Source organism: Thermomonas carbonis (assembly GCF_014396975.1).
GTDB classification, from domain to species: domain Bacteria; phylum Pseudomonadota; class Gammaproteobacteria; order Xanthomonadales; family Xanthomonadaceae; genus Thermomonas; species Thermomonas carbonis.
In genome coordinates this window covers 2,523,344-2,541,194 of record NZ_CP060719.1, presented here as the reverse complement: position 1 = coordinate 2,541,194, position 17,851 = coordinate 2,523,344, and the positions used below count along the sequence as shown (strand labels likewise).

Here is a 17,851-nt window from a genome sequence, read left to right as displayed (position 1 = left end):
GCCCAACCTAAGCTCGTTCTATACTCGACCTATGAGCCAGACAAGACCCGACTTCCTGAGCCTGTCCGTCGCTGAGCGGATCCAGCTTGCCGAAGATATTTGGGACAGTATCGCTACTGAAAGCCCAGAATCTGCGGCGCTTACTCCCCTTCAGCTTCAGGAACTTCAAGCGCGTCTCGACGCACATGACCAAGACCCTTCCACCGCGGTGTCTTGGGATCAGGTCAGAACTGAGTTGTTCCAGCGCAGTCACTGATGCGTATCCTATTTCGGCCGGAGGCTCGGGCGGAAGTCCTTGAAGCCCAGACTTGGTACGAGTCCCGTGCGGTTGGCCTCGGTCTGGAGTTTGCCCGTGTCGTTGATGCAGCTGTTTCATCTGCAGCCCGCAATCCAGAAGCATTCGCTTACGTGGCTGGCAGTTGCCGCCGCCTCCTGCTTAGGAAGTTTCCCTTTTCGCTCGTTTTCCGCGTTCGTGGGGACCAGCTTTTGGTAATTGCGGTATTCCATCACCGCCGCAACCCAACTCAGTTGACTCAACGTACTGGGCGCTAACAATTCGTTCAAGCCGAGACCGCTTCGCGGCTCGGCTGCATGGTGACGTGTACCACTCCGCCGTTCCGCGCAGCGGTCCGGCTTAACTCAGGCGTTAGATCTCACTCGGAATTTTCGCAACGTGATTGAAATCCAGACCGAATATACACCACGCATCAAGCCCTGCAAGAAATGCGGATCAACTGAGCGTAAGACAGGCGAGTTCCGCGCATCTGGTGGACTAATCTCATCGTTCTTTGACTTTGCCACTGAGCGCTTTACATTCGTTTCGTGTGGCAAATGTGGGTACACGGAGTTCTACAACAAGAAGCTTGGCACCGGCACCCGCATCATTGATTTCCTAGGTGACTAGGGTGAGATCTAACAATTCGTTCAAGCCGAGACCGCTTCGCGGCTCGGCTGCATGGTGACGTGTACCACTCCGCCGTTCCGCGCAGCGGTCCGGCTTAACTCAGGCGTTATGCGCGGTCAAACGCAAAGAGCATTTCGATTTTTTTCGGGCAACAGTGATCGTGTTCTGGTTCAGCGGTCTGGTGTTGGCTGAGTGCAGTTGTTCGTTGGCAAAAGCAGATCCGCACCGCCTACCGCCCTGTCTTTCGTGATGTGGCAATCGCATCCCGATCTTCGCGGGCTTAAGATCACTTCAGCTCGCTGGGTTCACCCACTGGATCAGGCGCATAACAATTCGTCCAAGCCGACACCGCTTCGCGGCGTCGTGCGAGTCTTGCTAATCTTGACTCGCACAACGCCGCAAATCGGTGCGGCTTAACTCAGGCGTTATGCGCGGTCAAACGCAAAGAGCTCTTCGATTTTTTTCGGGCAACAGTGATCGTGTTCTGGTTCGGCGGTCTGGTGTTGGCTGAGTGCAGTTGTTCGTTAGCAAAAGCAGATCCGCACCGCCTATTGCCCTGTCTTTCGTGATGTGGCAATCGCATCCCGATCTTCGCGGGCTTAAGATCACTTCAGCTCGCCGGGTTCACCAACTGGATCAGGCGCATAACAATTCGTCCAAGCCGACACCGCTTCGCGGCGTCGTGCGAGTCTTGCTAATCTTCACTCGCACAACGCCGCAAATCGGTGCGGCTTAACTCAGGCGTTAGCCCGCATGAAGCAACTTCTCATCTCCGTCCTCGGCGCAATAATCACGATCGCACTTATTGCAGCCACCGTCTTCGGCTTCATGTTGTACGCGGAGAGGCAGTACATGAAGGACATGCAATCCAGCGCTCCCGTACATGACCCCTGCAAGACCGCACCAGCAGGACTCGCTATTGACAGGCACAATCTCGTTCCAGACGTGGATCAAGTGGCCATCTTTGGCGTGGCCCACAATTCTTCAAACCTCGAGTGGCGTGATGCTGTGATTTCCGCAACGATTGGAAAGCCAGGGTCACAAGTCAATGAATGTGAAACGCGACTCATTGGCCCTATTCCTGCGGGCGCAAAGAGACCGTTCCTGATTCAATGCAGCAAGACAGAGATCACTCAAGAGTCAGCTGTCATCGAGTACCAAGTAAAGATCAGTGAAGCATGTGAGTCTGCGGGCTAACAATTCGTTCAAGCCGAGACCGCTTCGCGGCTCGGCTGCATGGTGACGTGTACCACTCCGCCGTTCCGCGCAGCGGTCCGGCTTAACTCAGGCGTTAGCGCTCATGTTGACGCGTAGCTACTTTGTAGTTACATTCTCGACATGACCGAGCTTCGCTTCGAATGGCATGACACCAAAGCTTCGGCAAACGCCAAGAAGCATGGCATCACATTTGATGAAGCATGCTCCGTCTTCGCCGACGAGAATGGCAAATACATGGCGGACCCGGATCACTCAGAGCAAGAGGATCGATTCATTCTTCTTGGCTTGAGTTCAACCATGAAGCTTCTCGTCGTCTGCCACTGCTACCGTGGCGCTGATCACGTGATTCGGATCATTTCCGCTCGCAAAGCAACAAGAACGGAAACTTTGCAGTACTGAGGATCAATATGCGCAAAGAATACGACTTCTCCAAAGCAAAGAAGAATCCTTATGCGTCCCTGCTTAAGAAGCAAATCACGCTCAGGCTTGACCAGGAAGCAATTGACTACTTCAAGACTATCTCTGGTGAAGTGGGAATTCCCTATCAGAGCCTGATCAATCTGTACTTGCGTGACTGTGCCGCTTCTCATCGAAAGTTGGATATGTCCTGGAAGTGAGCGCTAACAATTCGTTCAAGCCGAGACCGCTTCGCGGCTCGGCTGCATGGTGACGTGTACCATTCCGCCGTTCCGCGCAGCGGTCCGGCTTAACTCAGGCGTTAGACCGCAGATGGCAGACCAAGAGAACGCGGGAAAAACAACAGACACCTTTGCCAGGCTGATCTGTCTTGTCATCTTTCTCGCAATGGCTGCCTGCGGCTATCTGTCTTACGTCACTTGGGGGCTTGACCTCAGAACTTCCGGCTTCGGTCTTCTGGCCATTGCTATGCTTGTCATCGGAACAGTCGCACCAGCTTCAACACGTGCAGGCTTTGTCGCTTTCTTCCCGTGGGTCTCGGTCAGCGGTCTAACAATTCGTTCAAGCCGAGACCGCTTCGCGGCCTCGTGTAAGCCGCTATGATCTTCACTTACACAAGGCCGCAAAGCGGCCCGTCTTAACTCAGGCGTTAGGCTGCGTGTTGCGCACTACGCAACGTTTGGGTAAACTTCGGGCATGATCAAGACGATCCGGCACAAAGGCCTTGGCAAGCTCTTCGAGAGTGGAAGCACTGCCGGCGTCCAAGTCAGCCATGCCAAGCGCCTGAGGCTCCAGCTCGCTGCATTGGACACGGCTCAGGTCATTGACGACATGGACATCCCCGGCTTCGGCTTGCATCCACTAAAAGGCAAACTCAAAGGTCGGTGGTCCATTTGGGTCAATGGCAATTGGCGCCTGACTTTTGAGTTCAAGGACGGAAACGTCTATGTACTCGACTACGAGGACTATCACTAATGGCAATGCACAACCCTCCGCATCCTGGTGAGTTCATCACCGGCGTTTATCTTGAACCCAATGGCATCAGTGGTCGGGAGCTGGCTGCAAAGCTTGACGTTGCCGCATCGACCCTGAGCCGCGTGCTGAATGGGTCTAGCCGCATTACGCCTGAGATGGCACTGCGGCTGTCTAAAGCGATCGGCCGTTCCCCTGAGAGTTGGCTGACCATGCAGGACAGCCACGATCTTTGGCTGGCCAAGAAGAGCGTCAACCTCAATCGGGTAGGAAAGCTTGAAATGCGCGCAGCCTAACAATTCGTTCAAGCCGAGACCGCTTCGCGGCTCGGCTGCATGGTGACGTGTACCACTCCGCCGTTCCGCGCAGCGGTCCGGCTTAACTCAGGCGTTAGGTCTCGGGTTGTTTTCATGTCATCAACATCGCAAGTTCAGTGGCCTGCTTTGTTGGTTCGTGTCGGCTTTACAAGCGCTGGCATTGCCAAGTGGCGTGTTGCGGCGCGGGCGCTGAAGCGCTGATCCGCGCCTTGGCCTTCGCATCCCAACCAGAGTTCCGGGCCGCCCACTTGAATCGCTTGGCCGCACATTGCAGAGTGACCTAGCAATTCGTTCAAGCCGAGACCGCTTCGCGGCTCGGCTTGCGCGGTGACGTGTACCACTCCGCCGCGCCGCAAATCGGTCCGGCTTAACTCAGGCGTTAGGCCGCAGCCAAGATAGTCACAGGAGATCTGATGTCCATTTTCGTCATCGTTCCGGCCGTCCTCCTTCTAATCATCATCCTGACAAGGCTTCTGCAATGGCTCTGGAACATGACGATTCCTCTTGCATTCGATGGCGGAAGAAAGATCGAGTTCTTGGTCGCTTTCCGCCTGCTGCTCATTGGTGTTCTGCTCTCATCTGGTGGCATGGTGAGCTGCAGCCCAAGTAGCGCGGGTGCGGCCTAACAATTCGTTCAAGCCGAGACCGCTTCGCGGCTCGGCTTGCGTGCTAGCGTGTAGCACGCCGCCGTTCCGCAAAGCGGTCCGTCTTAACTCAGGCGTTAGGTCTTTGCACCGGCCACTTGCGCGCGTCATAGTGCTACTGTAGTGTCACTTTATGCGTACCGAACTCGTCACGACGCTCAAGCGCCAGGCCACTGAACTCCTCTCCGATATCGAGCGGGATAAGGAGCCAATTCTCATTACCCAGCATGGCCTGCCAAGCGCCTATCTGCTCGACGTTGAGACCTATCAACTCATGCAGCAACGCATGGCCATCCTTGAAGGCATTGCCCGCGGAGAACAGGCGATCGCTGAGGGTCGCACGGCGACCCACACGCAAGCTAAGAAGCGCCTCGCCAGATGGCTGAAATAGTCTGGTCAGAGCCTGCACTGGCGGACCTTGATGCAATTGCTGACTTCATTGCTCTGGAGAATCCGGTCGCGGCTGCTGAACTCGTCAAACGTGTCTTCGGCCACGTTGAGCAACTAGTTGACCATCCTGACAGCGGTAGCCGTCCCCAAGAGCTCGCGCGCTCCCGTTATCGTCAAATAGTGGAGCCACCTTGCCGTATCTTTTACCGCCATGACGGGCACAAGGTCTTTATCGTGCATGTCATGCGTTCAGAGCGCCTGTTACGCAAGGGACAGCTGACCTCGCGCTCCAGACAAGTGAGTGACCGGGGTGATGGGTAACAAATAGTCTGGGATGATGGGTTACACGTGTCTGCGTGTCATTCCGTAGCAATCCTCAATCCGCATGAGGCGTTCGTGCAAGCGGCCCAGTCGCTTTGATCCAAAGTACACCTCCCAGATTCCTTCGTCGATTTCTTCCAGTCCGACGTACTCACCGATCAGGGCACTCGTCACATTCACCCAGTTGCTCTTCCAGCGGATACCACCGTTCGCGCTCACGTAGCGCACTTCAAATCGATCCGGGTAGGTTGGAGCATGCAGTCGCGTCGGCATCGGACGCGGCGAGGGCTGATACACCTCGGCTGGCGTTTTCATGTCCAATGCTTCGTGCGGCCGCTCATCGTTGAATTCACGAATGAACAGGTTGAACTTTCGCTGTTGGGCACGCAGGTTCGCACCAGGCGGGTGAGTGGTCCCGTCCTTGAGTGTTCGGTGCATGCGCTCATGTCGGCCATTCTGTTGTGGCTTTCCAGGCTCGATCAACTCGGGCATCACGCCGAGCTTGAGCAGCCACACCGACAACCGGGTCAAGCGCCCAAGGGTATAGGCGGCAAACGGCGTTCCATTGTCGCTTCGGATGCGCCGCGGCAGTCCAAACGTCTTGAACAGGCGCGTCAGTACGGCTTGCGTCGGCTCAAGCAACGGCCCCGACATTCCTTGGCATGCGAGCAGGTAACGGCTGTAGTTGTCGGTCACGGTCAGCGGGTAGCAGTAACGACCATCGCACGTCTTGAATTGCCCTTTGAAATCGATGCTCCAACAATCGTTGGGGCCTTTGACTTCAACACTCGGGCGGCCCGGGTGGCCGATGCCACGCCGCTTGCTACGGGGAACCACCAATTGATTGCGACGCAAGATCTCGCAGACCGTCGACCGGTGCGGCAACACCATCTCAGGCCACTGCTTGGCCGCCTTGATCAGCAATTTCTTGGCACCCCACCGGGGGTACTTTAGCCGCACCGCCAGCAGTGCCTGCTCGGTCGCTTCCGGCGTGCGATGCGGCGAATGACGCGGGGCATGCCCTTGATCCAACAACCCATCCGGCCCCTGAAGCGCAAACCGCTCGGCCCACTTGTAACCCGTCTTCCGACTCACGCCATAGCGGCTACACAACTCGGTCACCGACCAATGACCTGCTATCCAGTCTCGAATAAACCGCGCCTTCTCGTCCATCGCTGAGGTCTCACTCCAAGGCATGGGGCACCTCCTTCGGGTGCCCTCGATCATCGTTGGTGTGTTACCTATCAACCCAGACTAAAGTGTTACCTATCAACCCAGACTAAAGTGTTACCTATCAACCCAGACCGAACCGGTTTCAGGCCTAACAATTCGTTCAAGCCGAGACCGCTTCGCGGCTCGGCTTGCGTGCTAGCGTGTAGCACGCCGCCGTTCCGCGCAGCGGTCCGTCTTAACTCAGGCGTTAGGCCGCTGCCAAGAATGAATCGCTTCTCTCTACTAGCAATGATCACGCTGCTCGTCGGCTGCAAGACGACCGGCTATTGTGATTTCTCCCTCCAGAAAGATGGCTGGATGCCCACGGACAACGTGCCGCAACAGGTCTTGCAGATTTCATCATTCGACCGTTTCTGGTACTCCAATGCTAAAGGTGAGTACCTCGTGTGCCCTAAGCGCTCGTCGAAGTACGTTTGCGACGGATTCCATGTCTTCTACGTGCCAACTCCAGAGGGCTATCGGCAAGGAGACGCTATCGTCTGCATGACGTGAAGCGGCCTAACAATTCGTTCAAGCCGAGACCGCTTCGCGGCTCGTGTAAGTCGCTATGATCTTCACTCGCCAAAAGCCGCAAAGCGGCCCGGCTTAACTCAGGCGTTAGACCGCAGACGGCAAGACCTTTGTCAAAAGCAGTTGGCGCAAGCCCAAGAGCTTCCCTGAATTACCCTCGCCCAGCCTCAGGCATAACTCAAACCCGTTATGCCTCCGCCTAGTGGCAGGTTCGCGTGTCAAGGCGAGCACTGTGTCCAAGTTGCGCATGCAAAGAGCGCGGCGTCAGCGGTCTAACAATTCGCTCAAGCCGAGCCCGCTTCGCGGCCTCGGCGCTGGCCGGCTATGATTTGACCATCGCCAATGCCGCGCAGCGGCCCGGCTTAGCTCAGGCGTTAGGCATCATGAAGCGATCTCTCGACCCATGGACGATCTCTGCATATTGTCTGTTCGGACTCGCTGTGTTCTTGGCGTTCTTCGGGAGGACGTTGGATTTCCGAACCGATTTTTGGCTCCCATTTTCATCGCCGCATGCTCTACGATTCCAGGTAGAGACGGCTATGCCTCAGACAAGTCGGCAGCGGACAAGAGCGTCCATAAACTCTTCTTCTGGTTGTTGGTTGGCTTGGCATTTCTTCATCTGTTGAGACAAGTGGCTGATGCCTAACAATTCGTTCAAGCCGAGACCGCTTCGCGGCTCGGCTGCATGGTGACGTGTACCACTCCGCCGTTCCGCGCAGCGGTCCGGCTTAACTCAGGCGTTAGACCGGTCCAGAAACAAAGGCCGGTCAACAAGCATCAAGCCAAGTTGCCACTTGTTCGTCCGTCGCCTCGCCCAGGCTTCTGAGCGTCGCCACAAACTCCGTGCCGGCTAGAGCGCCGGCACTCCGTTGCTGGGTTCGGCTTGTTCGCAAAGAGCGGTTGTCGGCGATAGACTCAGGTCAGATTGGTTCGTTGGTCAAAAGCAACGGCTGGCACCGGTCTAACAATTCGTTCAAGCCGAGACCGCTTCGCGGCCTCGTGCGAGCGCTGCTCATTTTCACTCGCCCAAGGCCGCAAATCGGCCCGGCTTAACTCAGGCGTTAGCGCGGGGTAGAACGAGTTCACGGAACTTGCTCTTAAACATTTTGTTCTGTTCTCAGCTGTTGTCGCAATTGCTCGCGATCAGGCAGCAAAAACGCTTTTTCAGGCGTTGGTTTTTTCGGGAAAGCGGTGGCTGGCCCTGACCGAACGCCAGCTTCGACGGCCAGGATGCAATCAGGGACGCGATCTGAGCCACTGTGACTACGCACCGCGCTAACATTTCGTCCAAGCCGACACCGCTTCGCGGCGTCGTGCGAGTCTTGCTAATCTTCACTCGCACAACGCCGCAAATCGGTGCGGCTTAACTCAGGCGTTAGCCTGCACCCTACTTCTTCGCAAACGGATTCAAGAGCGGCACCTTGAAGGACTTGAAGTCCGCCACGTTTCGGGTGACCACGGTTAGGCCATGCACTCGCGCTGTCGCTGCGATCATCCCGTCTTCATACAAAGTCTCTGACTTTCGGTGCATCAGGCGCGCCCATTCCCGGAAAATCGCACCGTCCATCGGAAGTACGTTGTAGGCGCCGGCAACTTGGTCCAGCCAAGCGGTCAATTCATCAGCCTTCGCTTTGTCCTGATCCCTTGTGACCTCAATCCCTGCTTGGATCTCGCCAATTGTGACCGCCGACAGATGCAGTTCCGCATCAGACATCTGTTCAATCCAGGCGAGAACCCCGCCATGGGGCTTTGGCTTCCGCAATTCGGAAACAACATTCGTATCAAGCAAGAACATCAGCTCAATTCCAGCGGACGGCGCTTTGCCACCCCACGCTTCGGGATCTGCAGATCGCCACGCGCGGCGGGAGCCAAGAGGAGATCCTTTAAGCTTGGCCTCGCCGCCTCTCTCAGTCGGCGCCACTCCGAGATATCAACGAGAACTGCAGCCTCGGCCCCACGCTTTGTGACAAGCTGAGGGCCCTCGGACATGCAAGCCTCCAAGAGTTCACTGAACCTCGCTTTTGCGTCCTGAACAGGCCAAGTACTCATTTCCGGCACCTTCAAATGACTAGATACCTGACTAGTCTACAATAGAGGCGGCAGGCTAACAATTCGTTCAAGCCGAGACCGCTTCGCGGCTCGGCTGCATGGTGACGTGTACCACTCCGCCGTTCCGCGCAGCGGTCCGGCTTAACTCAGGCGTTATGCGCGGTCAAACGCAAAGAGCTTTTCGATTTTTTTCGGGCAACAGTGATCGTGCTCTGGTTCGGCGGTCTGGGGTTGGCTGAGTGCAGTTGTTCGTTGGGAAAAGCAGATCCGCACCGCCTACCGCCCTGTCCTTCTTGATGTGGCAATCGCATCCCGATCTTCGCGGGCTTAAGATCACTTCAGCTCGCTGGGTTCACCCACTGGATCAAGCGCATAACAATTCGTCCAAGCCGACACCGCTTCGCGGCGTCGTGCGAGTCTTGCTAATCTTTACTCGCACAACGCCGCAAATCGGTGCGGCTTAACTCAGGCGTTAGCCTTTTCAGGGGAATCATGGAATCCGGAATCTACCGTGTCGAAATGGATGGCCGCTGGAATCTGAAAGACTTGTACGAGTTCCCCCATGCGTATCTTCAGGTCTATGCATTCATATATGCCTTCGACACAGATCTCCCCACTAGAGATGAGGAGCGGATCAACCATGCTCTCGAAAGCTACCCATGGGCAGGTGGATACTCGATCGTCAATATGTATTCTGTCCTTCAAAGCCAAGTCAGCCCAAGATTCAAACCAGTTGTTAAGGAAATTAGGTACGCATCCCCAGGCTGGATCGACCTTCTTCTCAATGTTCATCCAGCCGTACAAATCGCCGGGGCAGTAACGGCGATTGCCACATCCACTGCGGGCGCAGTAAAGGCATATGCCGCAATCCAAGACTGCCTCTACAAGATAAGTGCAAGAGCAAGAAAAGCACGGATTGAGAAGATTCAGCTCACTCGTCAAGAGGTCAAAGAACTTGAAGGACTGAACAAAGATCTTGCGGATTCTATGAACTTCAACAGACTAAGTGAGCTGCAAGACCGCACTGGAAGTGTGCATGTCACTTCAAAACTGCTCAGTGCCCAGTATCGCAGGCTCAAGAAGCTCGCGGAATTTGTAACATCTGGTAAAGCTCGGCTACCTGTTTCTACGCCAAAAGCCGCACCGAAAACCACTCCAAAAAAGAAGAAAAAGAAGTCACACAAAGGCTAACAATTCGTTCAAGCCGAGACCGCTTCGCGGCTCGGCTGCATGGTGACGTGTACCACTCCGCCGTTCCGCGCAGCGGTCCGGCTTAACTCAGGCGTTAGGCACCGCGTAACTACAATGCTGGCCCAGATATTCGCCATCGCGATAGTGATCCTTGCAATCCTCGGACCAGGGCTTTTCCTGTGGCAATTCGCACGGAAGCGCGGTGGACCCACGGAGAAATTCGCGTGGTTCATTCTCGTCGCTGCAGTTTTGCTGATCTTCTGGCTGCTGTTCTTCCCCGGCTCTGGCTCAACGCCCCAAGAACGCATTAGTCAGTTCATCGGTGCTTGGGCCATCCTGTTCATGGCAGCCGGTTTCGTTGTCATCGGCACTGAGGTGCTCAAAATGATGAAGGGACGCAAGCGCCCCCGATCAGGTGAGTAAAGCATCACGGGGCGGTGCCCAACAATTCGTTCAAGCCGAGACCGCTTCGCGGCTCGGCTTGCGTGCTAGCGTGTAGCACGCCGCCGTTCCGCAAAGCGGTCCGTCTTAACTCAGGCGTTAGCGCGGGGTAGAACGAGTTCACAGAAGTTGCTCTTAAAAAATTTGGCCTGTTCTCCGCATTCTCTAAGATGCTCGCCATTGGCAGGCCAATCGCGCTTTCCAGCATTGGGTTTTCGGGAAAGCGGCGGCTGGCCCTGACCGAACGCCAACATCGACCTCCAGGATGCAAACAGGTTGGCGACCTGAGCCTCTGTGCCTACGCACCGCGCTAACATTTCGTTCAAGCCGAGACCGCTTCGCGGCCTCGTGCAAGTCGCTATGATCTTCACTTGCCCAAGGCCGCGCAGCGGCCCGGCTTAACTCAGGCGTTAGGCAGCAGACACATTGAAGCTCTCAAAGACCGGAGCGAAGTCCCGCCTGACGCCCAGCGCCCTCGCCTTCTTCGCGTCATTCACCACGCTGGCAAAGATCTTCGTCGTGAGCTTGCTGTTCCGTGACCAATCGGTGGATTGGCCGTCTGCACTCTCCGCTTTGACACGAATTCTGGCCTTTTCGCTCGGGGCCGGGCTGTGGGCTTTCCTCATGGCGCCTATGCTTCAGAGACACCTCGCCGCCCTGTTGTTCGGCTTGCTGCTTGGGCTAATGGGTGCAGCTACTTACATCAGGATTGCTGCCTAACAATTCGTTCAAGCCGAGACCGCTTCGCGGCTCGGCTTGCGTGCTAGCGTGTAGCACGCCGCCGTTCCGCAAAGCGGTCCGTCTTAACTCAGGCGTTAGGGCCGCATGCCAAACGACATCGCCAACTCAGTAAAAGAGCAAATTTCGCTGCTGCAATTCATTTGCGAGATGCCTATCAAAGACGATCCAAGAGATCGCTTGGCTCATGACTCTGCAAAATATGCATCGGAACTTGGTCACTCCTCTTCTTTGCTGCTCGGCCCTGAGAACACGGCGGCTTTTCATATCCTTCTAAGGTGCATCATCGAATCGATCCTGAAACTAGCTTGGGGACTTCGATCAGCAGAGAACGCAATGTCGCTTGAACGAACCGCGCACAACGAGTTCAGAAGAAATCTCAAGTCTCTGATCAATGAAGGAGTTCTCTCGCTGGAGGACTCAGACGGCGGCTTGTCACTTGATGAAACCGTGATACAGCTAGCGGTGATCGACTCCGGCGATAAGGCCCCAAATGTTCGAGAGATGTCGAAGGCTCTCGGGCTTGAGCACTTTTATCAGGTTCTCTACAAAATGCTGTCAATGCACACGCACGGGACCTCTAGCATCGTTTCGCCAAATCCACCGCAATCCAAAATCACTGATCGGGCCCATGCTCTGCTGGGTGGCTTGGAGACGGTGAAAATTCTCTCCGGCAAGTGGCTCGCTCTTAGGGAACTTGTTGACCCGATCAGCTTGCAGGCTGCTCTACTCCCCGCAAAGCGGCCCTAACAATTCGTTCAAGCCGAGACCGCTTCGCGGCTCGGCTGCATGGTGACGTGTACCACTCCGCCGTTCCGCGCAGCGGTCCGGCTTAACTCAGGCGTTAGCGCGGGGTAGAACGAGTTCACGGAACTTGCTTTTTAAAAATTTTGTGTTGGTCCCAGCCTCTCCGAGATTGCTCGCGATCAACACCTGTCGATCTTCTCCAGGCATTGGTTCTCGGGAAAAGCGGTGGCTGGCCCTGACCGAACGCCAGCTTCGACGGACGGGATGCAATCAGGTTGGCAATCTGAGCCTCTGTGACTACGCACCGCGCTAACAATTCGTCCAAGCCGACACCGCTTCGCGGCGTCGTGCAAGTCTTGCTAATCTTCACTTGCACAACGCCGCAAATCGGCGCGGCTTAACTCAGGCGTTAGGCGCATGACCGCAGTTTCTCGCAAGCGTCAGTTCGCAATCGACACTGACGGCGATTGGCCACCGATATCGAGTGAGGCAGTGTGGTGCGACCAGATTGGTAATGCATTTCGGCTGAGAAATGCGCCATTCTTCATCAAGGGCCTAGCCGTCAATGACGTCTTTGAAGCGCAACCTGACTCGGTCAATGAGCATATATTTGAGTTTGTCGTGACCGAGCCATCTGCGCACTCACTAATTTGGATGCTCAACAATACTGAAGCCGAAATTGATCCAATCTTGTCCAAGTTCAGAGAAGTCGGATGCTCCACGGAAGCTCTAGAGAGATTCGCGCTTTACGCTATTGATGTCCCGCCTTATGTCACTGATTCCATATTGAACGATCTAATTGACACGGCTGAGAAGGTCGGACTCGATCTAGCGTTTCCCGTTTGGCGGCGCGCCTGAATTTTCGCCCAGAGCATGCGCCTAACAATTCGTTCAAGCCGAGCCCGCTTCGCGGCCTCGTGCAAGTTCTTGCAAGTTTCACTTGCCCAAGGCCGCAAATCGGCCCGGCTTAACTCAGGCGTTAGCGCGCAAATGAAGATTCTCGCTAGAAGACGCAAGATCGAGTGGCTTTACTTCGGCTTTGGACTAGCAATGTCCGCGTGGTTCGTAGCGGGTCTTTACCAAGGCCAGACATATATCCCCGGTGGATTTGCTCCTGGCCGTCTTTACGTACGCGCAGACGACCCTGAAAGCTTCTTGGGAGTTATCCAGATCCAAGCCGTCATGAGCGCATTCTTCGTTCTAGTGAGTTTCGTGCACTCACCGCGCTATGCCAGCTGGAACTTGGGCATGGAACGGAGGCTACGGACAGAGCGGTGGACTCCCCCAACTAGACGCTCTTTGCTGTGGAAGTTCACCGCATTCATACTGTTGCCGCTGGCAGTTTTCTTGGTGATAGTTCCAGTCGTGTTTGGTGCGCGCTAACAATTCGTTCAAGCCGAGACCGCTTCGCGGCTCGGCTGCATGGTGACGTGTACCACTCCGCCGTTCCGCGCAGCGGTCCGGCTTAACTCAGGCGTTAGGCGGCTACCAAATCCACTCGCACCCTGAACCCAAGAGCAGTTGCTGCCCTTGTCATGGTCTCGAGCGTCAGCCCCGTGTCAGTCGCATCTAGCATCCGATCTACGACCGTTCTGCTTGTGTGCATGCGTTTAGCCAAAGCGCTCTTATTCACGCCAGTCGTTTGCATCGCCTGCTCAATCTGCCAGGCAATCACACGCTTAACGGCAATCGCAGTTGCCTCTTCAAGCTCGCCTTGCTCAGCCAGGAAAGCATCAAAGTCACTACCAATGTGCTTGCTCTTGCTCACGCTCTCACCTCTTTCATTCGGGTTTGTGCCAAAGCGAGATCCGCCTTTGGTGTGGCTTGTGTCTTCTTTACAAAACCATGCAGCAACACCATGTCTGCGCCAACTATCGTGAAAAGCACTCGGGCAATTCCCTCCGGAATATTGCTCCGAACTTCCCAAAGGCCTGATTCCATCTTGCGTACAACCGGCATTCCTATCGGCCACCCAAACTGAACTGTCTTGATGTCTGCACCAATCGCCTTTCTGGCGCCTGGTGAGACTTGCGCTAACAGCCAATCGCGGACAGGCTCATTGCCTGTTGTCGTACAGTAGAAACGAACTGACAAGATGGGTGGCATGGGCGCATTGTACCTAAATAGGTACGAACGTCAATTGCCGCCGCCTAACAATTCGTTCAAGCCGAGACCGCTTCGCGGCTCGGCTGCATGGTGACGTGTACCACTCCGCCGTTCCGCGCAGCGGTCCGGCTTAACTCAGGCGTTAGGGCTCAGGGAGAGTCAAAATTGAATCCAGTATTTGAAGACGATTTCTGGCGCGTGCAGATCGATTCGTAAGCTCGCCCGCCTGACAGAAATCTCATAACTAGAACACTTTCTGGCATCGTTTCCCAGCCAGGAGGTTCCATGCGCACATCCAAATTCACCGAGACGCAGATCGTCTCGATCCTCAAACAAGCCGACGCCGGGATTCCGGTGAAGGACATCTGCCGCCAAGCCAGCATCAGCACGGCGACGTACTACCAGTGGAAGAGCAAGTACGGCGGCTTGGAAGCCTCCGAGCTGCGTCGGGCGAAGGAGCTTGAAGCCGAGAACGCCAAGCTCAAGCGCATGTACGCGGAGTTGGCGCTGGACAACGCAGCGATGAAGGACCTGATCGCAAAAAAGCTGTAGGGCCGGCGCAGAAGCGCGAGGCGGCGCGGTACCTGATGCAGGTACACGCGCGCCCTCTGAGCCGGTCCTGTGCATGCGTAGAGTTGTCGCGCTGGCCAGGTTGTTGGAAGTGCGGCCAAGCCGCGGCTTCTGGAAGTGCAGCGACCAGTTACGCAAGACGCGGCCGGACTGGAACCCCAAGCGGATCTATCGGGTGTACAGGGCGATGAAGTTGAACCTGCGACGAGCCGCCAAGCGGCATCTGCCCAAGCGTGAGCGCGTGGCGCTGTACGTGCCGAAGCTGCCCGATACCGTGTGGTAAATCGACTTCATGAGCGATGCACTCGCGTGCGGCCGCGCTTTCGGACCTTCAACGTCGTCGATGACTTCAACCGCGAAGCCCTGCACATCGAGATCGGCACGTCGATCAACTCGAACCGGCTGGTTCGCATCTTCGAGCAACTCAAGCGCGACCATGGCCTGCCGCAAGTCATGCGCTCCGATAACGGGCCGGAGTTCCTGGGTGAGGCCTTCACCCAGTGGGCAAAAGCGAACCGCGTGGCCATCCAATACATCCAGCCGGGCAAGCGCAACCAGAACGCCTACATCGAGCGTTTCAACCGCACCTTCCGCGAGGAAGTGCTAGACCAGCATCTGTTCGCCCGCCTTGAGGACGTCCGCGAGGCTGCGCACTGTTGGATGATCGACTACAACGAAGAACGGCCCCACGACTCGCTCGGAGGACTAAGCCCCGCCGAGTACCGCGACAAGCACGCCGGAAGCTCTACTTTTGCAGTGTCTGCTTGACGGGGGAGCTTACGGCTGGACGGACGGTCACTTCGAGCACAAAAACTCGACCAGCCGAGATTGCAGTCTTGTTCTTAATTTGCAGCGGTTCAGGCCCATTCCACCAGCTTAAACCCACCTCATCTACGACAGCCCCATATCAATTACGATAAGCTCCTGGACCGAAATCGACCCTAGTTTCCTTAACGGAATCCAGTTCGAACACATCTCGATCTGACAGCGCCGGGAAGCGGCGGAGATGCTCTGCCAGTTCGGCAGCCTGCAATGCTGTAGTAGCAACCACTTCCTCGTCGGCGGCTTCGCTGACCGGATGGCCTAGGAAGTCGATCACCGCGCTGCCGCCGCTGTAGTGCAGGCCGTTGCCGTCGGTGCCGACGCGGTTGACGCCGACCACATAGCATAGGTTCTCGATGGCGCGCGCGCGCAGTAACGTCTTCCATGGATAGGCACGCGCCGACGGCCAATTCGCCACGTACAGCGCGAGGTCGTAGTCGGCTGCCTCAGTGCGATCCACATTGAAACGGTTGCGCGCGAACACCGGGAAGCGTAGGTCGTAGCAAACCTGCAGCAGGATATTCCAGCCCTTCCAGGAAACGACGACACGCTCCTGCCCCGAGGCGTAGCGCTCGTTTTCCTTCGCAAAGGAGAACAGATGCCGCTTGTCGTAATGCGTGAGCCCGCCATCGGGGGTGGCAAACAACATACGATTGAAGACGCCCTGCTGCGTGCGCAGTTGAACACTGCCAGTGATCGCCGCATCGAGCTTCAGGGCCTGGTCTCGAATCCATTCGACGGTGGGCCCGTCCATGGTCTCGGCATTGCCGATCGCATCGTTGGAAAAGCCGCTGGTGAAAGTCTCCGGCAACACCACCAGGTCGGTGATGCCGTGCAGTGGCGCGATCAGTTCGCCGTAATAGGCGCGATTGCCGGCAGGATCGTGCCAGCGGGTTTCGCCCTGGACGATGGAGACGCGGAGATTTTGCATGGCTCGTTCCTTCTGTCATCCCAAGCTTAGGGAATTTGTCATCCTGAGCGCAGTGAAGGATCTGTTTTCGTCTGAAACAGCAGGCCCTTCGCTGCGCTCAGGGCGATGACTTCAAAGCAAGCGCAAGCGTTCGATCGCCGCATCCAGCGTCGCGTCGTTCTTGGCGAAGCACAGCCGCGCCAGGCGCTGGCCGGCGGGCGGGGTTTCGTAGAACGGGGACAGCGGGATCGCGGCCACGCCCTTCTCGATGGTCAGCCAGCGACAGAACGCGGCATCGTCGAGGTCGCTGACCGTCGAGTAGTCGACCAACTGGAAATACCCACCCGGCACCGCCAGTGGCTTGAGCTTGGTGGTGAGCAACTGCGCGCGAAAGCGGTCGCGCTTGGCCTGGTAGAACGCGCCGAGTTCCTCGTAGTGTTCGGGCTCTTCGACCAGCATCTCGGCGAACGCGTGCTGCGCCGGGGCGAACGTGCAGAACACGTTGTACTGGTGGACCTTGCGGAACTCCGCACTCAACGCCGGCGGCGCGATGCAGTAACCGATCTTCCAGCCGGTGCAGTGGTAGGTCTTGCCGAAGCTGGAGACCACGAACGCACGTTCGCGCAGTTCCGGATAGCGCAGTGCGGACTCGTGGCGCGCGCCATCGAAGACGATGTGTTCGTAGACCTCGTCGCTCAACAGGATGATGTCCGTGCCGGCGAGGATGGATGCCACTTCACGCATGTCCTCTACGCCGAACATCGCGCCGGACGGGTTGTGCGGGCTGTTGATCATCAGCATCCGCGTACGCGGGGTGATCGCGGCGCGCACCGCAGCCCAATCGGGCGCAAACGTGAGCGGATCCAGCGCAACGTGCACCGCTTTCGCGCCGGCCAGGTCGATCGCCGGCTCGTAGCAGTCGTAGCAGGGATCGAGGACGATCACCTCGTCGCCCGCGCGCACCACCGCATGGATCGCGTCGAAGATCGCCTCGGTGGCGCCGCTGGTGATGGTGATTTCGGCATCGGCATCGGGTTGCCAGCCGTAGCAGCGCTCGGTCTTGCCGGCGATCGCCTGCCGCAGCGCGGGCACGCCGGTCATCATCGCGTACTGATTGTGTCCGGCCTGCATCGCGCGGGTCAATGCGTCCACCAGGCGCCCCGGCACCGGGAAATCCGGGAAGCCCTGGCCGAGGTTGACCGCGCCGTGCTCGACGGCCAGCTGCGACATCACGGTGAAGATGGTGGTGCCGACCTTCGGCAACTTGGTTGCGATCTGCATCGATGCGAACTGATTGTATGGATGCCGGAGTTTACGGAATCCCGTCGCGCAGACATGTGACCGATCCCCA

Annotated in this window: 24 protein-coding genes and 1 pseudogene; 18 read left to right on the top strand and 7 right to left on the bottom strand. The window is 56.8% G+C overall.

Translation table 11 applies throughout. The features are described 5' to 3' along the window. The first annotated feature begins 31 nt into the window (after positions 1-31). The 11 genes from H9L16_RS11835 (at position 32) to H9L16_RS11785 (ending at position 5,183) form a co-directional block, all read left to right on the top strand. On the top strand, positions 32-256 hold the full coding sequence (locus H9L16_RS11835; protein WP_187551883.1) for an addiction module protein: 225 nt from the start codon (positions 32-34) through the stop codon (positions 254-256). Continuing rightward, positions 256-552, top strand: a complete 297-nt coding sequence (locus H9L16_RS16570) for a type II toxin-antitoxin system RelE/ParE family toxin (RefSeq protein ID WP_187551882.1) — start codon at positions 256-258, stop codon at positions 550-552. Before H9L16_RS11835 ends, H9L16_RS16570 begins: the two co-directional genes overlap by 1 nt. 121 nt (positions 553-673) lie before the next feature. Continuing rightward, the gene (locus H9L16_RS16565; protein WP_223158141.1) at positions 674-904 is read left to right on the top strand and encodes a zinc ribbon domain-containing protein; all 231 of its coding nucleotides are present in this window, start codon (positions 674-676) and stop codon (positions 902-904) included. A 753-nt stretch (positions 905-1,657) separates the two neighbouring features. Beyond that, positions 1,658-2,101 carry a hypothetical protein gene (locus tag H9L16_RS11820; protein ID WP_187551881.1) on the top strand — a complete coding sequence of 148 codons (444 nt, stop codon included), beginning with the start codon at positions 1,658-1,660 and terminating at the stop codon, positions 2,099-2,101. A 141-nt stretch (positions 2,102-2,242) separates the two neighbouring features. Beyond that, positions 2,243-2,521 (top strand): BrnT family toxin, encoded by a 279-nt coding sequence (locus H9L16_RS11815; RefSeq protein ID WP_187551880.1) that lies wholly within the window; start codon positions 2,243-2,245, stop codon positions 2,519-2,521. A gap of 8 nt (positions 2,522-2,529) precedes the next feature. Further along, on the top strand, positions 2,530-2,739 hold the full coding sequence (locus H9L16_RS11810) for a BrnA antitoxin family protein (protein WP_187551879.1): 210 nt from the start codon (positions 2,530-2,532) through the stop codon (positions 2,737-2,739). A gap of 496 nt (positions 2,740-3,235) precedes the next feature. Further along, a complete protein-coding gene (locus tag H9L16_RS11805; RefSeq protein WP_187551878.1) occupies positions 3,236-3,514 on the top strand; it encodes a type II toxin-antitoxin system RelE/ParE family toxin in 279 nt (92 codons plus the stop codon). Beyond that, a complete protein-coding gene (locus H9L16_RS11800) occupies positions 3,514-3,807 on the top strand; it encodes a HigA family addiction module antitoxin (RefSeq protein WP_187551877.1) in 294 nt (97 codons plus the stop codon). Before H9L16_RS11805 ends, H9L16_RS11800 begins: the two co-directional genes overlap by 1 nt. A gap of 434 nt (positions 3,808-4,241) precedes the next feature. Beyond that, positions 4,242-4,454, top strand: coding sequence for a hypothetical protein (locus tag H9L16_RS11795; RefSeq protein ID WP_187551876.1), 213 nt, complete (start codon positions 4,242-4,244; stop codon positions 4,452-4,454). A gap of 151 nt (positions 4,455-4,605) precedes the next feature. Then, positions 4,606-4,863, top strand: a complete 258-nt coding sequence (locus H9L16_RS11790; protein ID WP_187551875.1) for a type II toxin-antitoxin system prevent-host-death family antitoxin — start codon at positions 4,606-4,608, stop codon at positions 4,861-4,863. Further along, positions 4,851-5,183, top strand: coding sequence for a type II toxin-antitoxin system RelE/ParE family toxin (locus H9L16_RS11785; protein ID WP_187551874.1), 333 nt, complete (start codon positions 4,851-4,853; stop codon positions 5,181-5,183). Before H9L16_RS11790 ends, H9L16_RS11785 begins: the two co-directional genes overlap by 13 nt. A gap of 21 nt (positions 5,184-5,204) precedes the next feature. Here the strand turns inward: H9L16_RS11785 and H9L16_RS11780 are convergent, their stop codons facing one another. Next, positions 5,205-6,356 carry an IS481 family transposase gene (locus H9L16_RS11780; protein ID WP_223158140.1) on the bottom strand — a complete coding sequence of 384 codons (1,152 nt, stop codon included), beginning with the start codon at positions 6,354-6,356 and terminating at the stop codon, positions 5,205-5,207. Between the two features lie 288 nt (positions 6,357-6,644). Between H9L16_RS11780 and H9L16_RS11775 the strand changes: the two genes are divergently transcribed. Next, entirely contained in the window at positions 6,645-6,908 is a 264-nt protein-coding gene (locus H9L16_RS11775; RefSeq protein ID WP_187551872.1) for a hypothetical protein, read from the top strand. Positions 6,909-8,313: 1,405 nt separating this feature from the next. Here H9L16_RS11775 and H9L16_RS11770 read toward each other — a convergent pair. Continuing rightward, positions 8,314-8,721, bottom strand: coding sequence for a type II toxin-antitoxin system VapC family toxin (locus tag H9L16_RS11770; RefSeq protein WP_187551871.1), 408 nt, complete (start codon positions 8,719-8,721; stop codon positions 8,314-8,316). Then, the gene (locus tag H9L16_RS16560; RefSeq protein ID WP_425507199.1) at positions 8,721-8,915 is read right to left on the bottom strand and encodes a type II toxin-antitoxin system prevent-host-death family antitoxin; all 195 of its coding nucleotides are present in this window, start codon (positions 8,913-8,915) and stop codon (positions 8,721-8,723) included. The genes H9L16_RS11770 and H9L16_RS16560 overlap by 1 nt, the downstream gene beginning before the upstream one ends. 552 nt (positions 8,916-9,467) lie before the next feature. Here H9L16_RS16560 and H9L16_RS11760 point away from each other — a divergent pair. The 5 genes from H9L16_RS11760 to H9L16_RS11740 all read left to right on the top strand — a co-directional run bounded on the left by H9L16_RS11760 (position 9,468) and on the right by H9L16_RS11740 (position 12,950). Next, positions 9,468-10,166, top strand: a complete 699-nt coding sequence (locus H9L16_RS11760) for a hypothetical protein (protein WP_187551869.1) — start codon at positions 9,468-9,470, stop codon at positions 10,164-10,166. Between the two features lie 114 nt (positions 10,167-10,280). Beyond that, positions 10,281-10,589 (top strand): hypothetical protein, encoded by a 309-nt coding sequence (locus H9L16_RS11755; protein WP_187551868.1) that lies wholly within the window; start codon positions 10,281-10,283, stop codon positions 10,587-10,589. Positions 10,590-11,033: 444 nt separating this feature from the next. Beyond that, positions 11,034-11,327, top strand: coding sequence for a hypothetical protein (locus H9L16_RS11750; RefSeq protein WP_187551867.1), 294 nt, complete (start codon positions 11,034-11,036; stop codon positions 11,325-11,327). A 105-nt stretch (positions 11,328-11,432) separates the two neighbouring features. After that, on the top strand, positions 11,433-12,095 hold the full coding sequence (locus H9L16_RS11745; RefSeq protein WP_187551866.1) for a DUF5677 domain-containing protein: 663 nt from the start codon (positions 11,433-11,435) through the stop codon (positions 12,093-12,095). Positions 12,096-12,509: 414 nt separating this feature from the next. Then, positions 12,510-12,950, top strand: a complete 441-nt coding sequence (locus H9L16_RS11740; protein ID WP_187551865.1) for a DUF4265 domain-containing protein — start codon at positions 12,510-12,512, stop codon at positions 12,948-12,950. 619 nt (positions 12,951-13,569) lie between these two features. On the opposite strand, the gene H9L16_RS11735 is transcribed toward H9L16_RS11740, so the two are convergent. Together H9L16_RS11735 and H9L16_RS11730 are read right to left on the bottom strand one after the other, a co-directional pair. Further along, complete coding sequence (locus H9L16_RS11735; protein ID WP_187551864.1) at positions 13,570-13,860, bottom strand: XRE family transcriptional regulator; 291 nt, start codon at positions 13,858-13,860, stop codon at positions 13,570-13,572. Then, the gene (locus tag H9L16_RS11730) at positions 13,857-14,198 is read right to left on the bottom strand and encodes a type II toxin-antitoxin system RelE/ParE family toxin (protein ID WP_187551863.1); all 342 of its coding nucleotides are present in this window, start codon (positions 14,196-14,198) and stop codon (positions 13,857-13,859) included. The genes H9L16_RS11735 and H9L16_RS11730 overlap by 4 nt, the downstream gene beginning before the upstream one ends. Before the next feature lie 285 nt (positions 14,199-14,483). Between H9L16_RS11730 and H9L16_RS11725 the strand changes: the two are divergent. Next, positions 14,484-15,536: pseudogene (locus tag H9L16_RS11725) on the top strand (IS3 family transposase). A 139-nt stretch (positions 15,537-15,675) separates the two neighbouring features. Here the strand turns inward: H9L16_RS11725 and H9L16_RS11720 are convergent. Together H9L16_RS11720 and H9L16_RS11715 are read right to left on the bottom strand one after the other, a co-directional pair. Then, a complete protein-coding gene (locus H9L16_RS11720) occupies positions 15,676-16,521 on the bottom strand; it encodes an amidohydrolase (RefSeq protein WP_187551862.1) in 846 nt (281 codons plus the stop codon). A 111-nt stretch (positions 16,522-16,632) separates the two neighbouring features. Further along, positions 16,633-17,781, bottom strand: a complete 1,149-nt coding sequence (locus H9L16_RS11715; protein ID WP_187551861.1) for a pyridoxal phosphate-dependent aminotransferase — start codon at positions 17,779-17,781, stop codon at positions 16,633-16,635. Between the last annotated feature and the right edge of the window lie 70 nt (positions 17,782-17,851).

Excerpts from the sequence above, each read along its gene's own strand:
- H9L16_RS11835 (WP_187551883.1), top strand. The coding sequence starts at position 32 with ATGAGCCAGACAAGACCCGACTTCCTGAGCCTGTCCGTCGCTGAGCGG.
- H9L16_RS16570 (WP_187551882.1), top strand. The coding sequence starts at position 256 with ATGCGTATCCTATTTCGGCCGGAGGCTCGGGCGGAAGTCCTTGAAGCC.
- H9L16_RS11820 (WP_187551881.1), top strand. The coding sequence starts at position 1,658 with ATGAAGCAACTTCTCATCTCCGTCCTCGGCGCAATAATCACGATCGCA.
- H9L16_RS11815 (WP_187551880.1), top strand. The coding sequence starts at position 2,243 with ATGACCGAGCTTCGCTTCGAATGGCATGACACCAAAGCTTCGGCAAAC.
- H9L16_RS11810 (WP_187551879.1), top strand. The coding sequence starts at position 2,530 with ATGCGCAAAGAATACGACTTCTCCAAAGCAAAGAAGAATCCTTATGCG.
- H9L16_RS11805 (WP_187551878.1), top strand. The coding sequence starts at position 3,236 with ATGATCAAGACGATCCGGCACAAAGGCCTTGGCAAGCTCTTCGAGAGT.
- H9L16_RS11800 (WP_187551877.1), top strand. The coding sequence starts at position 3,514 with ATGGCAATGCACAACCCTCCGCATCCTGGTGAGTTCATCACCGGCGTT.
- H9L16_RS11795 (WP_187551876.1), top strand. The coding sequence starts at position 4,242 with ATGTCCATTTTCGTCATCGTTCCGGCCGTCCTCCTTCTAATCATCATC.
- H9L16_RS11790 (WP_187551875.1), top strand. The coding sequence starts at position 4,606 with ATGCGTACCGAACTCGTCACGACGCTCAAGCGCCAGGCCACTGAACTC.
- H9L16_RS11785 (WP_187551874.1), top strand. The coding sequence starts at position 4,851 with ATGGCTGAAATAGTCTGGTCAGAGCCTGCACTGGCGGACCTTGATGCA.
- H9L16_RS11780 (WP_223158140.1), bottom strand. The coding sequence starts at position 6,356 with ATGGACGAGAAGGCGCGGTTTATTCGAGACTGGATAGCAGGTCATTGG.
- H9L16_RS11775 (WP_187551872.1), top strand. The coding sequence starts at position 6,645 with ATGATCACGCTGCTCGTCGGCTGCAAGACGACCGGCTATTGTGATTTC.
- H9L16_RS11770 (WP_187551871.1), bottom strand. The coding sequence starts at position 8,721 with ATGTTCTTGCTTGATACGAATGTTGTTTCCGAATTGCGGAAGCCAAAG.
- H9L16_RS16560 (WP_425507199.1), bottom strand. The coding sequence starts at position 8,915 with ATGTCCGAGGGCCCTCAGCTTGTCACAAAGCGTGGGGCCGAGGCTGCA.
- H9L16_RS11760 (WP_187551869.1), top strand. The coding sequence starts at position 9,468 with ATGGAATCCGGAATCTACCGTGTCGAAATGGATGGCCGCTGGAATCTG.
- H9L16_RS11755 (WP_187551868.1), top strand. The coding sequence starts at position 10,281 with ATGCTGGCCCAGATATTCGCCATCGCGATAGTGATCCTTGCAATCCTC.
- H9L16_RS11745 (WP_187551866.1), top strand. The coding sequence starts at position 11,433 with ATGCCAAACGACATCGCCAACTCAGTAAAAGAGCAAATTTCGCTGCTG.
- H9L16_RS11740 (WP_187551865.1), top strand. The coding sequence starts at position 12,510 with ATGACCGCAGTTTCTCGCAAGCGTCAGTTCGCAATCGACACTGACGGC.
- H9L16_RS11730 (WP_187551863.1), bottom strand. The coding sequence starts at position 14,198 with ATGCCACCCATCTTGTCAGTTCGTTTCTACTGTACGACAACAGGCAAT.
- H9L16_RS11720 (WP_187551862.1), bottom strand. The coding sequence starts at position 16,521 with ATGCAAAATCTCCGCGTCTCCATCGTCCAGGGCGAAACCCGCTGGCAC.
- H9L16_RS11715 (WP_187551861.1), bottom strand. The coding sequence starts at position 17,781 with ATGCAGATCGCAACCAAGTTGCCGAAGGTCGGCACCACCATCTTCACC.